The sequence below is a fragment of the Oceanobacillus limi genome (genome assembly GCF_900111445.1).
Taxonomy (GTDB): domain Bacteria; phylum Bacillota; class Bacilli; order Bacillales; family Amphibacillaceae; genus Ornithinibacillus; species Ornithinibacillus limi.
Map to the genome: position 1 here is coordinate 286177 of NZ_FOHE01000001.1, position 22949 is coordinate 309125.

At 36.7% G+C, this 22949-nt stretch carries 23 protein-coding genes; 15 read left to right on the forward strand and 8 right to left on the reverse strand.

The features are described from left to right. The first annotated feature begins 9 nt into the window (after positions 1-9). From BMX40_RS01670 to BMX40_RS01690, 5 genes are all read left to right on the forward strand, one after another. Positions 10-624 carry a hypothetical protein gene (locus tag BMX40_RS01670; protein WP_090866187.1) on the forward strand — a complete coding sequence of 205 codons (615 nt, stop codon included), beginning with the start codon at positions 10-12 and terminating at the stop codon, positions 622-624. Positions 625-724: 100 nt separating this feature from the next. Then, positions 725-1258, forward strand: a complete 534-nt coding sequence (locus BMX40_RS01675) for a hypothetical protein (RefSeq protein WP_090866189.1) — start codon at positions 725-727, stop codon at positions 1256-1258. A 38-nt stretch (positions 1259-1296) separates the two neighbouring features. Then, a complete protein-coding gene (locus tag BMX40_RS01680; RefSeq protein WP_090866191.1) occupies positions 1297-1608 on the forward strand; it encodes a hypothetical protein in 312 nt (103 codons plus the stop codon). Between the two features lie 62 nt (positions 1609-1670). Continuing rightward, positions 1671-2444 carry a class I SAM-dependent methyltransferase gene (locus BMX40_RS01685; protein WP_170840635.1) on the forward strand — a complete coding sequence of 258 codons (774 nt, stop codon included), beginning with the start codon at positions 1671-1673 and terminating at the stop codon, positions 2442-2444. 22 nt (positions 2445-2466) lie between these two features. Then, a complete protein-coding gene (locus BMX40_RS01690; RefSeq protein ID WP_090866196.1) occupies positions 2467-2694 on the forward strand; it encodes a hypothetical protein in 228 nt (75 codons plus the stop codon). 986 nt (positions 2695-3680) lie between these two features. Here BMX40_RS01690 and BMX40_RS01695 read toward each other — a convergent pair. Continuing rightward, positions 3681-5810: a metallophosphoesterase family protein gene (locus tag BMX40_RS01695; protein ID WP_090866198.1), complete on the reverse strand. Its 2130-nt coding sequence runs from the start codon at positions 5808-5810 to the stop codon at positions 3681-3683. 143 nt (positions 5811-5953) lie between these two features. Between BMX40_RS01695 and BMX40_RS01700 the strand changes: the two genes are divergently transcribed. Next, positions 5954-6625 (forward strand): RibD family protein, encoded by a 672-nt coding sequence (locus tag BMX40_RS01700; RefSeq protein ID WP_090866200.1) that lies wholly within the window; start codon positions 5954-5956, stop codon positions 6623-6625. A 534-nt stretch (positions 6626-7159) separates the two neighbouring features. Here BMX40_RS01700 and BMX40_RS01705 read toward each other — a convergent pair. Then, positions 7160-8260 carry an SDR family oxidoreductase gene (locus BMX40_RS01705; protein ID WP_090866202.1) on the reverse strand — a complete coding sequence of 367 codons (1101 nt, stop codon included), beginning with the start codon at positions 8258-8260 and terminating at the stop codon, positions 7160-7162. 110 nt (positions 8261-8370) lie between these two features. Between BMX40_RS01705 and BMX40_RS01710 the strand changes: the two genes are divergently transcribed. The 4 genes from BMX40_RS01710 to BMX40_RS01725 all read left to right on the forward strand — a co-directional run bounded on the left by BMX40_RS01710 (position 8371) and on the right by BMX40_RS01725 (position 12367). Beyond that, positions 8371-9657 carry a M20 family metallo-hydrolase gene (locus BMX40_RS01710; protein ID WP_211753607.1) on the forward strand — a complete coding sequence of 429 codons (1287 nt, stop codon included), beginning with the start codon at positions 8371-8373 and terminating at the stop codon, positions 9655-9657. Between the two features lie 200 nt (positions 9658-9857). Then, positions 9858-10664 carry a cytochrome c oxidase assembly protein gene (locus tag BMX40_RS01715; RefSeq protein WP_090866205.1) on the forward strand — a complete coding sequence of 269 codons (807 nt, stop codon included), beginning with the start codon at positions 9858-9860 and terminating at the stop codon, positions 10662-10664. A 100-nt stretch (positions 10665-10764) separates the two neighbouring features. After that, positions 10765-11277, forward strand: a complete 513-nt coding sequence (locus BMX40_RS01720; RefSeq protein ID WP_090866207.1) for a DinB family protein — start codon at positions 10765-10767, stop codon at positions 11275-11277. 130 nt (positions 11278-11407) lie between these two features. After that, entirely contained in the window at positions 11408-12367 is a 960-nt protein-coding gene (locus BMX40_RS01725; RefSeq protein WP_090866209.1) for an alpha/beta hydrolase, read from the forward strand. Positions 12368-12422: 55 nt separating this feature from the next. On the opposite strand, the gene BMX40_RS01730 is transcribed toward BMX40_RS01725, so the two are convergent. Next, the gene (locus BMX40_RS01730; RefSeq protein WP_090866211.1) at positions 12423-12623 is read right to left on the reverse strand and encodes a hypothetical protein; all 201 of its coding nucleotides are present in this window, start codon (positions 12621-12623) and stop codon (positions 12423-12425) included. 303 nt (positions 12624-12926) lie between these two features. On the opposite strand from BMX40_RS01730, the gene BMX40_RS01735 reads away from it, so the two are divergent. Continuing rightward, positions 12927-13424 (forward strand): GNAT family N-acetyltransferase, encoded by a 498-nt coding sequence (locus BMX40_RS01735; protein ID WP_090866213.1) that lies wholly within the window; start codon positions 12927-12929, stop codon positions 13422-13424. A 47-nt stretch (positions 13425-13471) separates the two neighbouring features. Here the strand turns inward: BMX40_RS01735 and BMX40_RS01740 are convergent, their stop codons facing one another. Next, positions 13472-13705, reverse strand: a complete 234-nt coding sequence (locus tag BMX40_RS01740; protein ID WP_090866214.1) for a hypothetical protein — start codon at positions 13703-13705, stop codon at positions 13472-13474. A 190-nt stretch (positions 13706-13895) separates the two neighbouring features. Beyond that, the gene (locus BMX40_RS01745; RefSeq protein WP_090866215.1) at positions 13896-14405 is read right to left on the reverse strand and encodes a MarR family winged helix-turn-helix transcriptional regulator; all 510 of its coding nucleotides are present in this window, start codon (positions 14403-14405) and stop codon (positions 13896-13898) included. Between the two features lie 255 nt (positions 14406-14660). On the opposite strand from BMX40_RS01745, the gene BMX40_RS01750 reads away from it, so the two are divergent. The 4 genes from BMX40_RS01750 (at position 14661) to BMX40_RS01765 (ending at position 17263) form a co-directional block, all read left to right on the forward strand. Then, entirely contained in the window at positions 14661-15221 is a 561-nt protein-coding gene (locus tag BMX40_RS01750) for an HAD family hydrolase (RefSeq protein ID WP_342028658.1), read from the forward strand. Positions 15222-15317: 96 nt separating this feature from the next. Beyond that, entirely contained in the window at positions 15318-15821 is a 504-nt protein-coding gene (locus BMX40_RS01755) for a GNAT family N-acetyltransferase (RefSeq protein WP_090866217.1), read from the forward strand. A 9-nt stretch (positions 15822-15830) separates the two neighbouring features. Continuing rightward, positions 15831-16436 carry a hypothetical protein gene (locus tag BMX40_RS01760; RefSeq protein ID WP_090866219.1) on the forward strand — a complete coding sequence of 202 codons (606 nt, stop codon included), beginning with the start codon at positions 15831-15833 and terminating at the stop codon, positions 16434-16436. A 71-nt stretch (positions 16437-16507) separates the two neighbouring features. Continuing rightward, positions 16508-17263, forward strand: coding sequence for an AAA family ATPase (locus BMX40_RS01765; protein ID WP_090866221.1), 756 nt, complete (start codon positions 16508-16510; stop codon positions 17261-17263). 436 nt (positions 17264-17699) lie between these two features. Here BMX40_RS01765 and BMX40_RS01770 read toward each other — a convergent pair whose 3' ends face one another. From BMX40_RS01770 to BMX40_RS01780, 3 genes are all read right to left on the reverse strand, one after another. After that, positions 17700-18635, reverse strand: coding sequence for a sigma-70 family RNA polymerase sigma factor (locus BMX40_RS01770; RefSeq protein ID WP_090866223.1), 936 nt, complete (start codon positions 18633-18635; stop codon positions 17700-17702). A 124-nt stretch (positions 18636-18759) separates the two neighbouring features. Then, positions 18760-19983, reverse strand: coding sequence for an MFS transporter (locus tag BMX40_RS01775; RefSeq protein WP_090866225.1), 1224 nt, complete (start codon positions 19981-19983; stop codon positions 18760-18762). 887 nt (positions 19984-20870) lie between these two features. Further along, positions 20871-22874 carry a S9 family peptidase gene (locus BMX40_RS01780; protein ID WP_090866227.1) on the reverse strand — a complete coding sequence of 668 codons (2004 nt, stop codon included), beginning with the start codon at positions 22872-22874 and terminating at the stop codon, positions 20871-20873. Positions 22875-22949: the final 75 nt, after the last annotated feature.

The following is a 22949-nucleotide window of genomic DNA, read 5'->3' on the forward strand; positions in this document are numbered from 1 at the left end:
GGGATACATTTGGGTAGAGCTAAAAACATATTACGATTAACTTATATCACCTTACTGGTTTTGGTTGGCTGTTCTAACCAAAACACAGATGTTGCCACTATTGCTGTGAATTCAGACGCTGAGTATAATTCTACATTCGAAGAACTACATTTAGGTGAACTTTATAATTTTGATTTTTCACTACCCCATGCAGATGAGCGTTGGGTAAGAGTATGGGTTGAAAAGTATATAGATGGGGAGAAACAGGAAGACCCATTAATTGAATTATCTTATGGCATGAGTCCAAACAAGTATGAAGAAGGAAGCTTGGGATTTGGTGTGATAAACCCTCATTCTGATACCCCACTTGGATTTCTTTATGCACCTGGCGTTACCCAAGAGCCTAGAAAGATTGATTTAAATGAAATTAAGGAGGAATTGCCTTTTAATGGAGACTACGCAATTGGTAACGATGTGGAAGAATTACAATTAGGTGAAACGCTCGTATTGGGTGTGTATCGCCGTCCAGCTGACAATTTAATTAAGATGTACGATTATCAGAATGAAGAAGAACTCCTAACAATGATACAGGATGATCATATTGTATTGCTACTAAAGATAAAAGTTGAAGAGGAAAAGGAATAGTCTGATATTTATTATCTAAATATTAATACTATTGAAACCTTTTATTAGGATTGCCCGTAAAACTGTATAGGAAGTTGATTCGAAGGGGGGAAGAGATAAAATGAGCGATAAATTATATGAAACCCGCCATATTTACTTAGCAATTGGTATATGTATTGCAATTTTTTCACCGATCTTGTTAATTTTTGTTCCACAAACTGTTGCACAGATTTTGTATTATAGTGATGATACCTGGTATGTATTTACATCGGGAGAGAATTTTAGTGTTTTTGGAGCTGGTTTTTTCTTTCTTTTCTTTTGGGATATCCGAAAAAAGTCTATTGTATTAAGTGTTGTTTGCCTTCTTTTAGGTCTTTTTTGTTTTGTTGTTGCCTCCCTCAGTTATAAGTCGTTATCAGACGATTCCATTTCATACCGCTCCTTATTGACACTGGAAGTTTCCACATATAGTTGGGAAGAATTAGATTCCATCATATACGAGGAAAATGGAGATGATGGAAATGCGACGTATCAGCTCTTATTTACAGATGGGAACAGCATGAGCCTTAAAAATGATGGGCATTTTAAAGCCATTCGTTATAAATTCTATAATAAATTAGACGAAATTAATAAGATCTTAGAAACAGTTGATTAGGTTTGTTAATCTAGCTGTTTCCCCAAGGAGAGAGTAAAATGAAAGGAAAGAGGTTGTTATGGATAATCGGTGTTACAGTTGCGTTATTTCTATTACTTTTTGGAACGCTTAAGCCATCCCCAATACATAAGTTTCCCATACCATTATTTGCTCAACTAGAAGCCGAACATTCGAAACATAGTAAGTCGTATCGGTTTTATGGGATTAACACGCTATATGAACAGCATGTTAAATTATTTGGCTGGAAAGAAATTGATCGATTAGGTTCAAAAGGCATTTACGAGAAAAATGGCAATACAGTGTCCATTATAACCTATAAAAATGGGTTTCAATTAATAGCAAATGAGTAGAATTATTCCGTATGCTATACTAAATAAAAACAGCGTAAGTTAACTAGATAAGGACGATAACGATGATCATTACAACAGCAGGTAGAGCTACCAAAGAACTAGTAGAAAAAGCAAAAGCACTCTCTACTTCCTATAACATCTTATACAAGGAACGCAAAGGGGTTTCAGTTGAGTCGCTAAAAGAAAGATATCAGGATGATATAGCGGTAGTTGGAAAAAACAGACTTTATGTTACGCCATTACATGGAGAATCGTCGTTGTTTTTCCACCCAAATTTAGCCATGGTTCGAGCGAAGCGGTTTCTAAAAGGAGAAGAGGAACCATTTATATCAACAGCAAAGCTAGAAGAAGGGATGTCATTTCTCGACTGCACCCTTGGTTTGGCATCGGATAGTATAATTGCTAGTCTTGCAGTTGGGAATAAGGGAAGTGTTACAGGAATCGAAGGTAATGAGTTATTACACTTTTTGGCAAAAGAAGGACTCGCAACGGTTCTAACTGAAGTTGAACGCCTCGACCAAGCGATGAGAAGAATAAATGTGGTAAAAGCTAACCATGAATGGTACTTGCGAGAAGCTGAGACGGATTCCTATGATATTGTTTACTTTGATCCGATGTTTCCCACAACCATCGACACGTCTAACGGGTTAAACTCGATCAGAGGAGAAGCTCTCAAGACTGCTATAACCGAGGAACTAATAGTTGAAGCAAAACGTGTAGCCAAAAAACGGATCGTATTAAAGGATCACTGGAAAAGTGGAAGATTTACACAATTAGGGTTTACACAACATAGGCGAAAAACGGCGTTGTTTCATTACGGCACGATAGAATTATAGTAAGTGGAGAGTGGAAGAGCTGATGAAAATAAAAGAGACGGAATCATCCGTAATCATAAATGGATATCGTATTGATGGGTTTATTGACCATGAAATGAAATGTGACACTTGCCATACGAATCTGGTACTCTATGAGCATTACGACTCCTTCTTTTGTCCAAGGTGTAATGAATGGACAGAGAATACATGCGATGACCCTGAATGCTCGTTTTGTGTCATGAGACCAAAAGAGCCAATTCAAAGTGTTTAGTAGAACTTCCTTGAAGGGAAACTGTGCTTTTTGTATGCAAAAAAATAACCAGTTCAATATGAACCGAGTAAAATACTATGATATAAAATTCTTTATAAAAGATGCTGTACAAACAATTATTAAAGAAATAGCAAGCGTAAGTTGACTTTTATCCTTTGAACGTTTTTTTAATGTAATAAAGAACGATATCAGACCGTAAATTATTCCACAAACAAAAATAACTTGTAAAACCTCCACTACTTCATTTCCCCCTTTAGTAATTTACTCTTGAACTAACCTTTTTAGTTGAACAAGACAAGTTGTTTTTCAACTCTTGTCCCCGGTTTTTAAGCAGCATTCTTCACAAACTTAGGTCGATGTAATAAAGATTACTTTCTTTTCTCCTCTAATTTTTCTATCCTACTTATAACACTTGTAGTACACCCCATTATTAGTCCACTAAGTAGAATTATACCAATATACATTATTGTTAAATCATTTTGCTCGGACGCAAATCCATTAGGTTTTAAAAAAACATCTATCATAATTGGGGAAATAATAAATATTAAGTAGACAAAATACCAACATAGTTATAAACATATTTTTAAGAATGTGTTTCATTATATCCTCCTCAGCAATCTAAACAATCCTTACCCGTTAAGTATAATCATTCACATATTCTACACCTATTTTAATATACATACTCCTAATAATTTGTGAATTCAGTCAAATAATTAATCAATTGGTGCTTTTACATTGAAACGTATCGTAAATTGCATACTAAAATGTAATGCAAAATGTTGGGGTGTAATAGCCGTTGCATTATATAAAACAGGCTACATTTTGCTACACGAATTGAACACAAATTGAAACAGAAATCCATTAAATCAAAAGAAAATGACTAACAAATTATTCAACAATTCGTTAGTCATTTTATCCCGTATTTTTAATGTTTGCGATAGGTAACGCAAACGCAACCTATCAGTGTCTGTCATGTTGTTCACCATTTATTTTTCAGTAGCAACTTGTTTTTTCTCTTGTTTATGTTGCTTAGTAACCATGCGCTTATAGGTAACTTCCTCCGTTTGAATGCCATTAAATTGTAGCAGCTTATTGGAAATCCCATTTTGATCGTAAGCTAAATATCCGATATTATTCTTTGTTTCAATAATGGATCCTTTCATAGATGAAATATATTTAATTTCTTCTCGCCATCGATGGTCGCTAACTTTTGACACGTTGCGTTTCCCAGTTGTCAGATTATGTGCGATGTCACAACAGCGGTGGATGATGCGGCGTTTACGTTTGAATCCATTAAACCATACAGCAAGTTTTAGTAATTTTCCCCAAACACCAGAAAAGCTCATATTATGAATTGGGCTACTGGTATATTGTTGAATTTGAACCTTTCTTTGATCGGAAAAAGTTACATTGGATTCAACGGCCCCAGCATAATGAACGTCTCCTGATAAAATAACGCATGGACTTGGATTCCACTTCCCGATATGTTCTAGGAATTGATGAAACCCTTTTCCATTATATTTCCATGCCTCAAAATCCAATTCATAGTCTGTAGGGATGCCAAGAACTCGAAAAGGGTAAATAAAACGATTTAAAAAGGATTCAATAATTCCAATCCCGTAAAGAGGGGTAGGGGATACTAAGATGAGAGGTTCTCCGTGTGACCATGTGCTATGTTGTAATACGTTATCAGTCACCTTCCATCCAGCTTCTCCAATGAGTTGTGCAGCATTTTTCCCTTCACCTATGATTCTCCCAATTCGTATTGGTTGTGGTTCCATGTCGTACGCACGCATGGTACGCGTATCAAGAAATAGACTTCTAGGGTTTGTTGGAGCTACAAATGTCCAGTTATGGAAATCCCATATTCTCGTCTCCCAATGATCCGGGAAGTAGGAATAACGTAAATAGTAATCTAGATAATCGTTCATTTCTTGATAGAGTCGCTGGTAAACAACTGGATCATTTCCCCATCCTTGAAAAAGCCAATAAGCCGTTAATCCGTTTGCTACGACATTTTTTCCTAGTGATGAATGGTAAACGATGTGTTTCCACTCTGCTGAAATATTCCAATCATCGGTTATATCATGGTCATCAAATATCATATATGTTGGTGTATTCGCGAGTATTCGTCTTGTTTGCCCCAAAGAATAAATAAATGGAATAACTTCATCTAATTGTTCATGGTATCGTTTCCGGTGCTGCTTCCATTCTTTCCGATGATTTTTTCGATGGTTTTTCGTATCAGGATATTTAAAATAGAGCTGGTCTTCCTCAAGAATTTCATCAAAATCAGGAATGTCTGTGTCCTCCCATAAAGCTGGCCCAAGTGTTAGTAGATATAGTACGGCATACTCACTAAATCGAATCATATGATTGCTAGCGTTACTTGATGTAAAACCTGCGAATTGATCCATGATATATTGTCTACCGTGGATTTGATCAATTGCATGTCGAAATGGTTCTTCCTGAAGCTTTGGTTCAATAGCTCCAATTTTGGCTTTGTTTTCTCCAATGATATTGTCCGCCAAATTTGAGATAACAGGAAAGATTGGATCGGGAACATCATCTGCGTAAATTTGGTCCCCCATTAAAAAGAGAGCACTTGGTCTTTTGTTCGTCTGTAAGTAGTGATTTTGAATGGTTAAGTCTGCACTTGTTAGTACAGTATTCCCTTTGCCGTGTGTTTTTTGGCAGGAACCATATAAAATATTTGCCGGTGAATTTTTTTGAATAAAAAAAGATGGATATTTTAAACTTCCATAAACAATGGAATCTGGATTTTCTCTATGAAGTAAACCAAGTTCACCTAAATCAAATGCATGATGATTTGTTTTGAAATGTAGATTATAGCCAAGTAAAACGTCTACAGGAAAGCTGCTGTATGGTGGATATATTTCAATAAGATGGATATATAAATTTTTACCTGCACGTAATGATTTCGTATTGGAATGGACTACAACGGGATCATATTCGATGGATCCATTGTCTTCTTGGATGTGATTAAGCTCTACCTGAATAGTTGTTTCTTTGCTGGTAGCAAGCCAGAGGTACACACTGTCAGATTGCACTCTGCGAATAATAGGTCCCGCTAAAAGGAATGGGATCTCTTTCATCTGGTATCACCTCATATAAATGCCTATGCATCATTTTATTCGGAGGTTAGCAATTTGTTCATTTGTATTTGAACAATTTCACTGACATTATTTTTTGAATTGAATTATAATTAAAACATTACAAAAAAAAGAGGTGATGAGAAATGAAACGACCAACAGTAATTTTGAATGTTTTTTCTTCTATAGATGGAAAAATAACTACTGCACCTGCGCATAATGTAACCGAATGGGCGGCAGCAGGTCTTGATGGAGGAGCACATGATATTACCCACCGTTTGTATGATGAATTGGAATGTGACGGGTTGATATCAGGTAGTGAAACATTAATGGTTTATGGTAAACATTGGGTTGAATTAGATGAGCCAATCTATGAACCTAAAAAATCAAAAGCATATATTGTTTTCGATGGAAGGGGCCGAATTAATTGGTACCAAACCGAAGGACTGATTGTCATTACACGAGAGGATGTACCTGAACAATACATAGCCCAGTTAAAGGATAAAGGAATTCGCTATATTCAAGCTGGAAAAGGCGACCATATTCATTTGGAATTAGCGCTTCGTCAATTGTATGATCTAGGCTTTACGAAACTAGGCTTAAGTGGTGGTGGTGCAATCAATGGTGCCTTTTTAAGACATGGTTTAATTGATGAAATAAGTTTAGTCATTGCTCCATTAGCCGTAGGTGGAACAACTACCCCTTCCTTATTTGATTGTCCTGAATTAGAGTCTGTTCAAGATGTGATGCAACTAGAATTATTGGAAACGAAACCTGTTGGTGATGGATCGGTCTGGTTGCATTACAAGCAAAGGTGAAGGGAAATCAATTGCGAATTTATTGCTGACCTTTAAAGGTTTTTCATTATTTTGACAAAAACATGTTGTAGTTAACTTGTATTATTTTGTATAATAGTTTTTGGGAGTGTTTATTGCACACCTGTTCTCTAATCGAAGACGGCAAAATACGAGTCGTAAGCGGCAACTTACGACCCGGACAGTACTTGTGTAAGAAGCGGCGACTTCATTAGGGAACGAAAAAAGGTAATTATCCTGGGCTCTACTACCGTCAGGGTGATTACTTTTTTTCTTTGCTGTTTACAATTAACAGCACTAAGCTAGCAAACATCAGCATCAACTCAATCGCTTTATCAATTGGTATCACAGACTTCAACCCCTTCCATAAGGGATTTAAAGCCGCCGATACTGCTCCACTTACTTTTTGTCCGATTCACCTTACACTTCCTGTCTCTATCATTATACTATATTTTGCTAATTTGAATATGTAATTAACGGGAAATGGTACAATATTCACGGAAATCTGTATGTTATGACAATATTACTAGAATAGCCCTATGAAATGGGAATATGTCTTGTATAATCATCTTTATATTTCCGATAAAAAGCAATCATTGGTTCAAGTGTTTCCTTTAGGTCAGGACAAGTGATTCCAGAACCCTGTAAATCGGTAACTGCTTGGGAGCAATCATAGGTTGCATGAATGAGAAAGTAATCCATTGCTTCCGGCTCAGCTTTCAGCCATTTTCGCACTGGTTTATATGCTAGTGGTGCTTTAGCAGCTGTGATAGGGATTGTCCCTTTAGGACTTTTCCCAAGATAATAAGAGGTTAATAGCTGCTGTATTTCCCACATTTGATAAGGGTTAGGATCTGTTAAATGATAGGTTTTCCCTTCACCAATTGGATGAATTGCTAAATAACTAGTTGCCTGTAAGACATAGTCCACTGGCACAAAATTTCCTTCAGCATTACCATCGCCAATAAAGGGAATGATAGGTGAAAATCTCAATTTATCGAGTAGATTTAACATGAAGTACAGCCCATCAAATTTAATGGTTGCACCAGTTTTTGAATCACCTTTTACAACACCTGGTCGAATAATCGTAGTAGGAATGGTATCTTTTTGTTCTTGTACGAGCACTTCGGCTACATATTTGGTTTGTTCATAATGATTTTTAAAGGCTTGTCCAGCGATCAGTTCGCCTTCCAATATTCGCCCCTCTCTTTTCCCGGAAACATAAGCGGTACTAAAATAGATATATCGCTCTAATTGTTGTAATCCCTTTATCCAGTTGTTTACATGTTTTGTTCCAGTTACATTTACCTTATACGCGGTAGGTTGTGGAACAACTAGGTCATAGATTGCAGCAAGATGAAAAACATGTGTAACCGTACGTTGAAGTAGTGCTTGTTCCTCGGATTGGACACCGAGGTTTTCTTTTGTAATATCTCCAATAATGAAAGTGAACTGTTCTTTTTGTAATGGAGACGTATGAATGATTTGTTCCAGGCTGATGGATGCTTCTTCTTTGAAATGTGGAAGGACAAGCAAATAGATTTTTTCTATATTTTTATGATGATCGTGGATGAGTTGCTTCAATAGATTCGATGCTAAAAAACCAGGATAACCAGTAATAAAGTACGATTGTCCCATCAAGATTCAACTCCCTTTATGTGTCATACTATCTATTATACTATCTCCTGGTTTCAATGTATGTTATTTTTACGAATATTTTGGTATTGTAGGACAAAGAGGTGACAAAGGTGAGAAAATTTGAACTGGAAAGAGAACTCGTAAATGATTATGATAAAACGAATGATACAACTGTGTCTGGAAATAGACTGGCGTATCGCCTTGGTGAACTATCGAAGGTAGGATTAACAAATGATAACGGATCAAATCGTCCCGGTTTTTCCCAGGAAGAAAAGCGTGCAAAAGAATTAGTGATGGAATGGATGCGTGAAGCTGGTTTATCGGTCCGGATGGATGGAGCCGGTAATGTTTTTGGACGTTTGGAAGGGAAAAAAGACGTGCCTGCTATTCTTTGTGGTTCCCATGTGGATAGTGTTCCGAATGGAGGTCATTTTGACGGACCTTTAGGTGTCCTTTCTGCATTAGAAGTCGTGGAGGCGTGGAAGGAGGAAGGGTATCGACCAGAAAAGCCATTTGAGGTTGTCATTTTTTCTGATGAAGAAGGGGCTCGTTTTAATGGTGGATTAAGTGGAAGTGAAGCAATGATTGGAGAAGTAGACATGAATCAAAAACTGCTTCTTCAAGATAGCAAAGGAATGTCGTTTGAAGAAGTATTGCAGGATGTTGGCCTAACAGTTGAAGGGTATCAAGCTGCAAAAAGAAATTTAAATGAAGTAGAAATGTTCATTGAGGTACATATTGAACAAGGGAAGCGGTTGGAAAAAGAAAACCTTCCTTGTGGCATTGTTACCGGAATTGCTGGTCCTTGTTGGCTAGAAGTTACATTTACGGGAGAAGCCGGGCATGCTGGAAACACGCCAATGAACGATCGGAAGGATGCCTTGGTTGCAGCGAGTGAATTTATTCAAAAAGTGAACAAGTTACCTGAAAAGATAAATGATTCTGCCGTGGCAACGATTGGTAAGTTACAGGTGGAGCCGAATGGGGTTAATGTCATCCCTGGATCCGTCTCATTATATATAGATATTCGTGATATCTACAAAGAAACGAGAGATCAGTTAGTGGAGGATGTAATTCAACTTGGTCGTGACATCGCAATGAAACAAAGTATGGAAATTAGATTTTCTGAAAAAATGCGAGTCGATCCAGTTCCAATCGAGGAATCAACTCAAGCATTATTAGAAGAATCCTTTCGAGCGTGTGGAATCCGTCCGTATAAATTACCAAGTGGTGCAGGTCACGATGCGATGGTTGTTGGTAAAAAGCTTCCCATTGCGATGGTATTCGTTCAAAGTAAAGATGGGATAAGCCATAATCCAGCAGAGTGGTCTGATTTACAGGATTGTGTACAGACTGTCAACGTGTTAAAGCGTTACGTGGAGCGTCTACAGGACTAGTGTTACTTCGTTTGCAGATAAGAAAGTATAAAAAATTTGGCTTTGTTAAGCTTACTTACAGTAACAGCCATGTTTAGCTTCAGCGCCCAAACAGGACGCTGAAGCTTTTGTTCATTAGATTGTTAGAACTTGATCATGCAGTGTGTCTTGGAACCTTTATACTGAAACTAAAGAAATGTTGGTAAAGAGGGTGGACACACATGCTTGATATTATTTTGGATGAATTTCACTTTTCGTCTCTGTGGAATGGAGGTATCTTTTTATTTATTTGTTTTGCTGCAATTATTTATTTGTTTTTGCTTCCACAAGACAAGAGACATACGATTTGGAAATCTATTTTATTTTTAGTTGGTCTTGTAAGTATATTTGTGGCAATTGGTAGCCCAATAAATATTATTGGTAGGATTGAATTTAGTACCCACGTCGTTCAATTAATTCTGTTACTATTTATTGCTCCTGTCCTATTAATCTTAGGACGGAAACAAAAAGCAATTGACCAATTGTTGACTATTTCGCCATTGGAAAAAATCATGCAATTTGTTATGCATCCTATTTTTACATTAGGTTTGTTTATCATATTATTTTATGGATATCACATTCCAGCTGTATTTGATCAAGCGAGAATCGATTTATTTTGGAATTACTTTTACATGTTCGGTTTGTTTCTCGCAGCCATCTTTATGTGGCTTCCTGTTCTTTCATCAAAAAGGTTTGCTGTGAAACGGAAAGTTCTTTATGTAAGTTGGATGGTCTTCTTAATGCTTCCGTTTTGTTTACTGCTATGGCTGTCTAATGAGAGCTTTTATAACTTGTACACGGATATGCGTTCGTTTGTCGCGGCTATGGAATTATGTTTACCGCCTGGTGAATCGTTATCACCAGAATACTTTGAGTTATTGCTACCATTTGATCCAGTAGGAGAACAAAAACAAGGTGGAATCATTTTATTCCTATTTCAACTTATATTATGGATCACAACAACCATAATCCTAAGAAGAAGAACCTAACGATAAACACGGTGCCAGGCACTTGTCGAAAATTCGACAAGTGCCTGGCACCGTTTTCAGAATGTTGTTATAATTAAAGTGTGATATAGGGAGGGGTTGGATGGAAGTTAACGAAAGGGCTCGGAATGAGCTGTGGTCAGAGGTGAGTGGGATATCTGATGAGTTATTAAATCAGAATCCAGTTACAAATGGCTGGTCGATGAAACAGATATTGGAACATTTATATTTAATAGAAACTACATTTACAAAATTGATTGAAAGGCAACTGGAAAGTGGAAAGGATGTAAACGTAAAAAATCAGCCAATCGAATTAACAGTTGACCGAGGTTATAAAGTTAAAGCACCGGAGTTTGCGGTGCCAAGTGATGACTATGCTAGCTTAGCAGCACTAAAGGAAAAACTAAACACATCTCATCAAGCTTTAAGAAGCCTGTTTCAACGTGCAGACCCGATACAATTACAAGCAAAGGGGATTCCACATCCGGCTTTTGGACTTTTGAATTTAAAGCAAGCCTTCGAATTTGTTGGCTATCATGAGCTACGTCATATCGAACAACTGAAGGAAGTAAAAGAAAAATTAGGTTTGGATAAGAAAAACGAATATCAAGAATAATTTCATTTTAGCCTTAGTAATCATTTTGTCATTTGTTTGAAATATATACCAGCGAAAAAGCCCCCATTTTGGTGTGAATTTTTTGTATAATAGAATTATAGAAATATAGCAACAATTGGGGAGGGGCAGCATGAGAAAGCGTAAAAAACTACTAGGGGTCTTTATTGGAATTATTACCGTTCTATTACTAATAGATATCATTGCCGGTTTTTACTTTTATAATCTAGCCATTCAACGGGGACAAAAGGATTTTCTTCAAGATAATGAGGATTTAGAAGTGTCCGCTGAAGCGATGAAAGAATTTACAGAAGGTGGCTGGCGAGAATGGGTGAAAAATCAAGATTTTGAAGAGTTAGAACTAAACTCGTTTGATGATTTAACATTAAAGGGGTATCTGTTAGAGGCAGAGGAGCCAACAAATAAGTTGGTTGTAATGGCGCACGGATACCTTGGAAATGCCTCGCAAATGGGACTCTACGGTCAATATTACTATGAGGAACTGGGCTATAGTTTTTTCACAGCTGATGCGAGAGGACATGGCAATAGTGATGGTGATTATTATGGGTTCGGTTGGCATGATCGCTTAGATTATGTGGATTGGATTAATAAGTTAATAGATAAACTTGGCGAGGATACCGAAATAGTGTTACACGGTCTATCCATGGGTGCTGCAACGGTTCTTATGACGAGTGGTGAGGAATTGCCAGATAACGTGAAAGTCGTTATCGCAGACAGTCCATTTACTAGTGTGAAAGAGCTTTTTGCCTATCAAATGACTAGGATGTTTCACCTGCCATCTTTTCCAGTGTTAGATACAACTAGCCTAGTCTCGAAAGCAAAAGCAGGTTACTCGTTTACGGAGGCATCGGCTCTTGTCCAGGTGAAAAAAGCGGAAGTACCGATTCTATATATACACGGCAATGCGGACACATTCGTCCCTACAGAAATGACACATGAGTTGTATGACCATACCAGCAGTGAAGCGGAAATGATAACGATTGATGGGGCCAATCATGGGGAGGGGTTTGTGACGCAAAAAGAGAAGTATATAAGAACGCTAAATAGTTTTTTGGACAAAAACATGGATTAAATCGATATAAAAAATGCTCAGAGTGGAATCTGAGCATTTTTTTATGAATCTATTATTACCCGATTCGGCTAAAGAAATAATTACCGAAAAGCCAAAACATAGGGGTTAAAATAATCAACAAAAATAAGCCCGTAAACATATATTTTATATATTGTTTACGATTTACTCCTTCTCTTAACTCCCAAAGCCCTAATGTTATGAAATATAGTCCTACCAATACGGTGATAATGGGAAGTAGAATAAATAGATCACTCAATAAGACCCCTCCTGTCTTTTATCATGAAACTTCTCATCTTGTTCAAAAAATAATCGCTCTATCCTATATGTACTCATACTACCACAATATTTTGAAATATACTTCATATTGTGTTGGATTAATGTTCCTATTGGTTTATGAAGCAAGTGTATAGGATATATTATTACTCTCGTATAAGTAATCCTTACGCTATTAATAGTCATTAGATAATACTAGTTTTTAAGTGATGTTGTTGTTATGATACCTAAAAGGTCAGAATTATTCCTTATAAACCGATTCAATACCGATAGATGGAGGCGAACCATGGATATACGAGAGATTCAACATTCCGATGCAGAAAAATTAGCTGATTTGATGCAACAAGTGGATGAAAGTTCACAATATATGCTTTGGGAAGCTGGAGAACGAAAGATAACCACAGAAGGCTCACAAAAGATGATTACCGGAATTTTGGAGAGTAGAAATTCCAATCTATTCGTTGCTGAGGATAATGGGAAACTAATGGGGTATTTACTTGCAATTGGGGGTAATGCAAAGAGAAATAAACATGCTGCTTATCTCGTGATTGGAATTCATTCGGAATGTCGTGGAAAAGGCGTTGGTACATTATTATTTAATGAAGTAGAACGATGGGCAATGGACCAAAACGTCCATCGTCTAGAATTGACAGTAGTTACCCAAAACGAAGCAGGGTTATCATTGTATAGAAAAATGGGTTTTGAAATCGAAGGGACGAAAAGGGACTCGTTGTTAATTGATGATAAGTACGTAGATGAATATTATATGTCAAAATTGTTATAGCTGACATCCCCCGTGCTTGATTAAAGAACGGGGGATGTCATTAGGTATTATATTGGACTATTATTCGTGAGACTTCCAACGATTTTCTGGGTTATTTTTTTAATAATAACGTTACTTTGAAAAACAGATACACCTGCTGCAAATATTGCTAATGTGGTGAGAAAAAGAAAGTTACGCATGTTAAACTTGTTCGTATTTTTAATGATTCGATGTGTTTGAACAATGGACGTGGCAAAAGCAAATAATGCACAAGCAAGGTTTATAAGTATGAGTTTCTTCAATTACTAACCTCCCATAGAGCGATGATGTTCGTGCATGGTGTTAAGATTGCATCCGTTATTATGTACATAACTATTCTAATTATTTGCGAATGCAAGTAAAAAATGATCTATCCTTACAGTAAAACAAAAAGCAGATCCAATACATAATTATCCACTATGTATTGAATCTGCTTTTTGGTTTGGAAACGTATTAAGTAGAGGTGTTTAATAAATCATTGGTTGATTTCATAACAAAGGTGCTGAAAGGCTCACCTAGCAGTTTGTTACTTAATATGGAGCAAACTTCGATGAATTTGGCTAGGTCTTCTTTTGGAATGCTTTCGATTAACTGAACAATCTGAAGCTCAGTATCTTTTGTGTTTCTACGCATAAAGTCAGTTACAATCTGTTTTCCTTGTTCAGATAATGATATGTTTTTAATGCGATGATCAGCACCATTTTTAATCACGACGTAATCGTGCTTGTTTAATTTTTCTAGCTGTCGAAAAACATTTGATATGTTGGTTTGAGTGAGATAAGTAAGCTGTGACATGTTAATGTCGGAATGAAAATATAGAATCCATAAAATACGGAAGCTAGGAAAGGTTAATTTGGTATTTTTAAGTTCCTTGCGAATATCACTTTCAATTTCAGAATTAAGGCCTCTAATAAAGCAAAATAATAAGTAACTATTAGCAAATTGTTCGTTTGGTATATCCATTCCCTCCTTAGTAAAAAAAGTGACTATATCGAAATATTACTATTATTATTTCCATCTTTTAGGAAAATAAATCGATGTTTGATGATAAGTTAATGGTTCGGGTCGAAATAACAATTTAACAAACGAAGTATCTTATTATCGGAATATTATGTTAAAATTATTGTAGGAGGCTTTTGGAAGAGGATATCTTATGGGCGGGAAATAAGGCGCCACTGATTGGGAGTTAAAAAAGTAAGGTTAGGTGGGATGAGGAGTATGATTAAAGCAATTCTTTTCGATTTAGATGGAACACTTTTAAATCGAGATCCATCCGTCTTGCATTATATTGAAAATCAGTACCAGCGCTTGACAGAACATGTAAGTCATATTCCAAAAGAAATGTACATTAGAAGATTCGTGGAACTTGATAATCGAGGTTATGTTTGGAAGGATAAAGTTTTTCAACAGTTGGTGCATGAATTTAATATTACAGGTGTTACATCGGAGGAATTGCTCCAAGACTACATCCGTAATTTTAAACATTACTGTGTGCCATTTTCGAATCTTATCCCTACATTAGAAGTGTTGTGGGAAGAAAATATCACGCTTGGATTAATTACTAATGGGAAAGGTCACTTCCAGATGAACAATATAAGGGCTCTAGGGATAGAAGCATTCTTTGAAACGATTCTCATATCAGAGTGGGAAGGTATAAAGAAACCCGATCCGCAGATCTTTGAAAAAGCGCTAGAGCTGCTTGGCGTGTCGCCGGCTGAAAGTATTTTTGTTGGTGATCATCCAGAAAACGATATGGGTGAAAAACGATGGCTGGGATGATGTTACCGCGGACGGTACGATAGAAGATTTACATGAAATCCTTCCATTATTAGATAAATTATAACATGATGTCCAATATTTAAAGAAGGTGGCAAATTGAAAATAATTGAAACAGAGAGACTGTATTTAAGAGAGTTAGTCTCAGACGATGTAGAAGATTTATCTATGGTTCTTTCGGATCCAGAAACGATGCAGTATTATCCGATGCCATTTAATCAGGAAAAGGTATTGAAGTGGATTGAATGGAACCGCAATAGTTATCAGCAATTTAACCATGGATTGTGGGCAGTGATTTTAAAAGAGGGGGATAAATTGATTGGAGATTGTGGCATTACAATGCAGAGGATTGAGGAAGAAACCGTTCCTGAAATAGGTTTTCATATTCGGAAGGATTACTGGAATAAAGGATATGCAACAGAAGCAGCGATGGCTTGTAAGCAATATGCTTTCGATACGTTAAACTACTCTAGAATCTATTCCTATACCTCTATAAGAAACATCCCTTCTCAAAAAGTTGCCGAGAAGCTTGGGATGAAGACATACAAAACCTTTGAAAAAAATGGGGAAGATCAAGTCGTTCAAGTCGTATCAAATATATAGGGGGATTTGATGAACGAACAAGTAAACTTAGACAGAGTTTATCATGCATTTGCCGCAATAATAGTAGCTACAATTTTTATTATTTGGATAAGTGAACACGGTGGATTGTGGATAAACGGTATTAGTCATGTTGCTAATGATACGGAGGATTATCATAATAATGCGTATCCTGTTGAGGGGGAATACACTGTTGAGATTGACTTACGTGATTTAGAAAGTAATGAAGGAAGAGTTCTTTTTGATGATGGGGCCAATCAAATTTATGTGTCCAAAGTTATTCAGAATGATTCCCATTATGAAGTGGGTTTTCGGTCAAGTGGTACGTTTAACACAGGGGGAGCCACGCTAGTATCTGCAGTGGAACACGCTCATAATCGTCAAGGTTTTACCGATATTTTCCGTGCAGAAGCGCAAGCCTCGTATCGAGGAGAAGATTATGAATTATTTCAGTCTGGATCATCTGGGTTAAACTATCGAGATGGTGATGAATTTGGTATTCACCTTCCTTCACCAGACGAAGGAATAGATATTGATTTGGAGAAAGAGCCAATGATTGAAATAACGATAACCAATTTGTATATAAACATCTGGGCTGAAGCAAGTGGATTTAAGTAAAATACACTTGTCTAAGTAATTGAGCAACCGATCTTTAAAGTGATCTTGTAGATGAAAAAGGATGAATATTGTTGAAACTTAACCATGATAATCAATTTCTAAGAGAGGTTCGGCTAAAAGAAGAAGAAATACCTTCGAGAGAGATTTTTCCCTTTTCCCTCCCGGTTATTCGAACATTTACCGGATTAAAATTCCATCCGAATGTAACGTATATCATTGGGGAAAATGGGATGGGGAAATCTACCTTGTTAGAAGGAATCGCAATTGCGTTTGGATTTAATCCAGAGGGTGGTACATTAAATTTTAATTTTTCAAGCTATGATTCTCATTCGAAGCTAGACGAGTATCTTCGGTTGGTAAAAGGAACCTATCGGGCAAAGGATAGCTTCTTCTTTCGAGCGGAGACCTTCTACAATGTTGCAACGAATATAGAAGAGATGGATCATGAACCTTCATCATATGGTGGGAAAGTGATCGATTCCTTTGGTGGAAAATCCCTTCATGAACAATCACATGGCGAGTCCTTTTTTGCTGCATTTACAGAACGATTTCAGGGGGAGGGGTTATATATTTTGGACGAACCGGAAGCAGCCTTATCACCTTTGAGACAATTGTCAATGTTATCTAGAATCCATGAGCTTGTCCAACAAGGATCGCAATTCATCATATCTACACACTCGCCAATAATAATGGCTTATCCTCACGCGAAAATAATCGAGCTTTCAGAAGAGGGGATGCATGAGGTTGAGCTGGAAGAGACGAATCATTATGCTATTATGAAGCAATTCCTTGAGAACCGAGAACGCTTATTTCATCACTTATTTTAATGCTAATAGATTCACGGTAACTTAGGTATATGAAAACAATTATAGGGGCGGTGGGAGAATGGAACTTATTGGTGCTATTTATCTCGCATATAACTGGCAGTAAGCCCCCCGCTTCAAACCTACGAGGTATAACCAAGGAGGTTAAGTGGGGGATCAACTGCCAGTAAATGTCCGATTCGTTCATCTAACAATCAGTGGGGGATGAAAAAAACCTACTTCTTGTAGTTTAATCGCTTCGCTTGTTACACGAGATCCAATTATCGACCAGCCCCTAACATGTTTCTACAGATGAGGAAGTGGCCAATATTGCGGAAGGGATCGAATCCCACTCGCCCGAACGTCTTACCTTTAGCCCTTCGTAACACAAAAAGATTACTTTATTAACCAATTTTGAAAACAATATAAAACAGTCGATTAGATTGGTTCTCTAAACTTACTATTCATTCCAAAAATACCCGTTTGAAAAACTTGGAACTTGTAGATTATTTCCAAAGTGATCCAAAAGTTCAGGACAGAAATAAAAATCCTTTATATAGAGGATTTGTTCCTCACTAGTTCTAATTTGGTGAATGGTACTCAAACCATCTTGTTGCCCTTCACGTTTTTCATAAACCAAAATACTCGGGATTCCTCTCAACATTTCAAAGGAGGCATGTAGGTTTGCTGGATCTCTTTCCCAATCGGTTAAAGAATATTTACGTATAGTCTCTCTTCCGAATTCTTTAGTAACTCCAACAATCTCCATTTCGGCACCTTCATGTAATAAGCCAGCAATTTTGTCTGCATCACGTTCGTTGAAAGCCTTAATATAACTCTCTACAATGTTTCGGTTGAAGTCGCTCAATTTATATTTATCTAGGACATTATCTTGAATATTTTTTTCTTTTAAGTTTTTTCTAGCCCGGTGAATCAAGGATTTAACAGCTCCTTCTGTTAAAGATAGCATTTCCGCTGTCTCGGCGAGTTTAAATTTAAAAACGTCTACCAGTAATACTGAAACACGTTGGCGAGGAGGGAGAGACTGAACTAAATATTCCATAGAAGCTCTAATTTCAATTGGATCAATCTCATCATCATTAAGAACTTGTTCAAACATTTCCTCATCACCCTCCACTATATTTTTTGATTTTCTACATTGGTCAATCCATTGATTTGTGGCTACACGGAATAAATAAGATTTTGTGTTTACGGATTGATAAACAAATGATAGTTGGGCAAATGCCTTTAAGATGGTTTCTTGGGCTAAATCTTCTGCTTCCCAAGGTGAGCCTGTTAAATTTAAGCAGTATTTCCACAAATCCTTTCGAAAATCTTTAATAAAAGTTTCAAATTCCTTTCTTGCTTTTCTAGATATTTCCCCTAAATGTTGCATAATTAGCCTCCTTCGGTTATATGAACTAATTTAAAGACGATTAACTTAGTCAAAAAGATACGGTGAAAGTAAAATTAGTTTAGACGATACATATTTTTCCTCTCAAAGCATTCACGAATATAAGTTACCTAGTTTTAATTTCTGGATATTCTTTTTCCTTTTTCAAAAAAACAATTTCTGAAGAACGCCAAAGCTTTATTAAAATAAGGGATAGAGTGACTAAGAAAATGCCAGATAACCCAACTGCCATTGGCAGTCCCGATTTTTCTCCTAAAATAAATATTAGAGGTTCTAAAATTGTCAAAAATAAAGTGAACAATAGAGACTGAATCGACAATATAGTAGCTCTTTGATTGCCAGATATGGATTTATTCAATAAATCCGACATTACAGGACGTACAAGTGATGCAACAAATGAAATGATTGCAAATGGCACAATTGTTACGAGCATTGGATAGATCCAAATTAATGCATAACAAATCATAATGACCAACAGAACAATAGAGATTAAGGACCAGTGATTATACTTTCTAGAAAACCAGTTTGACGTTAAGGATCCTATCATCCCTGCAATTCTGACACATACAATGATTAAACCCAAATTAGCTACACTATACCCAACATGAATAGCGTAAGGCTGGATAACAACTAATGTTAACAAAACAGGCATTACTATCAAAAGCGCACCCAGAATAACTATATATCGAATTTTTGAATTATATATGAAAATTCTTAGCCCTTGTATTACCGTCTGAAAGTAACTTTTTTCATCATTCGAAGAACCTTCATTACTTTGAGGTGGTTCATTAAAAGTTAATGCAACGACAAAGGCAACAAGTGAAATAACTGAAGTAATTATGAAGTTATATGTCATATCTAATGAGGCTATATACCCTCCAAGTAAACTGGCGAGGAGTTGAGAACCTTGCACAATAAATAGATATCTTCCCATTAATTTATTATATTTATCCTCTTTGTTCTCTGCCTTTAAACTGTCGTATAAAAACGCCATGTCAGCACCACTGATGAAGGTAAAGGAAGTCCCCCATATAATAAAGCCAAGAATGAAAATCGGTGAAAGTACTTGAGTTACAAGACCTAACATCCCCAGTGAAAATAGAAGTGTTCCAATTAACATTGAGGTTTTTCTTCCGTATTTGTCGGCTACTGCACCAGTAAATATCTCCATAATAGTCATAATTACAAGTACAATAGAATCTAATACTCCAATTTGGACATAACTCATCCCACGGTCTTGTAAAAATATAATCCAGATGGGAATCCATAAATGCAGATTAATTAAAAAACAAAATATAAAAAACTTAACTACATTAGCATGGTATTTCATGACTGTTCCTCCTTGGCGTTGGGCATCGTATTCAGCATTTTTTGAGGGGGAATTGGTCCTTGATAAATAAAATTACCCTTAATTTTTGCTAATGACGAAACTTATTTAGATCACCTTCCTCTACTGGTTATATAACATGAAACAAATTATAAAAATCCCACCAAACCACTGATGGAACACCATTAATTACTTTACTATTTTAAAGACGTATAAGTTGGACAAAAAGATACGGTAAAATAAAAATAGCCAACCAGATAAATTCTTCTGATTGACCTTATAATACGCTTTCGCCCGTTTGTTTTAGATAATGAAAGCATACAACAGAGCAATAACCAGACTTTGGACAGCCATAAACTTGATAGTTTTACCATCAAGTTTATTCTTTTTGACAATCAGTCTTTGCCCTATGTACCCTATTAATAATATAGCTAGAAGTGCTACGATAAAAGCGCGAAAAAACTCTTGAAATCAAAGTGTTCACCCCGTCTACGTCTGTATCTGATGTTCCACAAGTTGACTCCGATTGTTGAACAAAAGTTAAGCGATTCTCTACGTATATTTTACCATAAAATAATTTATCCTTATTCAACTCTTCTGTTCATTAGCATTTACGAGTAAGATGAATCTATCTGAGGGAGTTTTAAGTATATTCTTTCCAAATACTATATTTAACAAAATCTATTTATGTCATGTTCTGAAATAAATTAAAAAATTGGTATAAGGATTGCTATTCCCTATACCAATTCTACCTTGATTTGATTGTTGTTTTGAATACTAATTTGCTGCGACTAGAACAGAAATTAATGGTTATTAACTAATTTCCCTTCTGCGTCCGAACTTCTCAGGATACAGGGTGCTCTTCTTACTTTCTATAACTCAACTCGTGCTTACAAATACTGTTCAAACCATCTGCAAATATGGTTGAGACGTTCTATACGCATTTCTGGTTTACCACTGCGGCTCAATTCGTGGCTGGCACCAGGGAAGCGGACAAATTCTACTTCCTTCTTCAAATGCTTCAATGCAACGAATAGTTGCTCTCCTTGTTCAATAGGACAGCGGTAATCTTGTTCACCGTGCAAGATTAATAGTGGTGTTTCTACATTTTCAGCATATTTTAATGGGGAGAAATCCCACAGCTTTGTTGTATCCTCTAATAGATTTTGACCGAGCTCCCACTTCGTAAAGAAGTAACCAATATCACTGACACCATAGAAGCTTAGCCAGTTACTGATTGAACGTTGTGTTACAGCTGCTTTAAAGCGGTTTGTATGGCCGACGATCCAGTTTGTCATGAATCCACCATAGCTTCCACCAGTTACACCAAGGCGATCCGCATCGATAAAGCTATAATTTTCGAGTACATAATCTACACCACTCATTAAGTCTGTGTAGTCACTGCCACCATAATCCGCTCGGCAGGCATCAACAAACTCTTGACCATATCCATGGCTACCACGAGGGTTAGTATAAAGAACTACATAACCTTTTGCAGCAAGTAACTGCATTTCATGGAAAAAGCTTTGACCATACATGGCATGTGGTCCGCCGTGGATTTCGAGTACAAATGGATATTTTTTGCCTTCTTCAAATCCATACGGGCGTAATAACCAACCTTGGATTTCCCAACCATCTTCCGCTTGATATGTTAGTGTTTCTGGTTCGATCACTTCTACCTCTTCTAAAAACGCAGCATTGGCGTTAGTTAATCGAGTTAAGTTCGAGTTGCTATCTAGTAAATAGAAGTTGCAAGGGTTTGTCGGTGTACTCACACCAATGACAAATGATTCTGAATTTCCGTCATAAGAAAAGCCGAATACATGATTATCATTTTTATATAATACTTCTAAATCACCTTGTAAATTCACTTGGTAAAGTCCAGTAGCACCATAATCCGTACCAATAAAAAATAACTTATCTTCCGCTTTGGACCAAACCGGACCAGTAGTTGATGCGCCTAATCGTGTATCACCAATCATGATATCCCCAAGTTGGAAATCCCAATCACTACTTAGGCAAGTACGTTCTCCTGTTTTAACGTCTAGAATATACAATTCGTTAAGCGTCGCACCTGCATGTGTTTGCTCGTGTCCAAAGAAAGCAATCTTTTCCCCACTAGGAGAATAGCTAGCACTATGATAGGTCCCTTTTCCATTGGTTAGCTTTGTCACTTCCTTGGTAGCAATATTTACGGTATATAAATCATTCGTTAGTTCGTATTCTGCATCTTCACTAAGATTACCGGCAAATAAAACGGTTGAACTATCAGGGGAGATGTCCTGATAACCGTGGTGTGTGTCTGCAGTAGTTAGTTGAGTAAAAGTTTCATTTTCCACATCATACACGATGATTTGGCTCTTTTTATCATCATGGAAACCTTTCGCGTCTGATTTATAGCGAAGGCTAGTAACGACCAAAGGCTGTTTGTTTTTTTCTTCACGTTCTTTTTGACGTTCTTCTTTGGATTGTTCCTTTTGTGACTTCACATCATCATCTTTATCTAAGGAAGCTGTAAAGATGATGTATCTACCATCCTTAGACCATTCGGGGCTTACTGCGCCATTTTTAAACGTCGTTACTTGTTTGGCTTCTCCACCATCTGTATGTAAGAGCCATAGCTGTGGAACTCCACTTCGATTGGATTGGAAAACAACGGATTTCCCATCAGGTGAAAAACGAGGGTTACTATTTTTTTCGTTTCCAAAGGTCCATTGCTTGGCTTCATTTGTATTCAAATCTTGGACGAATAGCTGTGAATCATAATCATCTTTATCATTTACGGTAGTGGAAACAAAAGCATATTTATTTCCTTCAGGGTTAAACTGTGGATCACTGTATACTTCTAAATTTGTAAAATCCTCGGCTGTAATTGCTCGTTTTGAATTAGCCATGTATAGTTCCCTCCATTTTAAATGTTAAATTTTCTAAACTTTGTTTCATTCTAAACTATTTCGAGTTACGAATCA